General features: G+C 46.4%; 1 pseudogene. It reads right to left on the bottom strand.

Going from position 1 to position 522, the window contains the following annotated elements:
* Positions 1-522, bottom strand: a pseudogene (locus R7Q09_RS28250) (hybrid sensor histidine kinase/response regulator); the annotation flags it as partial.

The following is a 522-nucleotide window of genomic DNA, read 5'->3' as shown; positions in this document are numbered from 1 at the left end:
CTCTATTGGCTGCCACTGCCGACTCTTTGGCGTGCAGTATTTCGTGAGTTTGCCTTTGCTTTTCTTCCACCACACGATTGACTTGCTGCGCAAAGAGAGTGAACTCGTCACTACCATCGACTGCGACTTTTTTCTCTTTTTCTTCCTCATTAACAAGAGCATTAAGAGCATGAATGATTGCGCCAATCTTACTGTTAACACGATACCAAGTGGCAACCCCCAGCCAGCCAAGCAAGAGAAGAACTACCGCAACACCACAGGTAATGAGCAATACATTTCGTTTTTGCTCATTGACTTGAGTAAGTAGGGATTGCTCAGCTTGACGAGTAAATCCTTCAATCATCATTTGCAATCGCTGAACCCGAAAATCGAGTTCGTCAAGGTAAGCCGCATAATCGCTGCGTGGCATGTCGCCATTCATCAGCCTCGCTCTTGATTCCAAATTACGTTGATAGCGGGGGGAGCTGAAAAGGCCAAGCAGTTTATCGACATGCGCATAAGATGCCCCCAAATGCAAAAATG

Source organism: Vibrio sp. 2130-1, from assembly GCF_033339515.1.
This window is presented reverse-complemented; position numbering and strand designations above follow the sequence as displayed.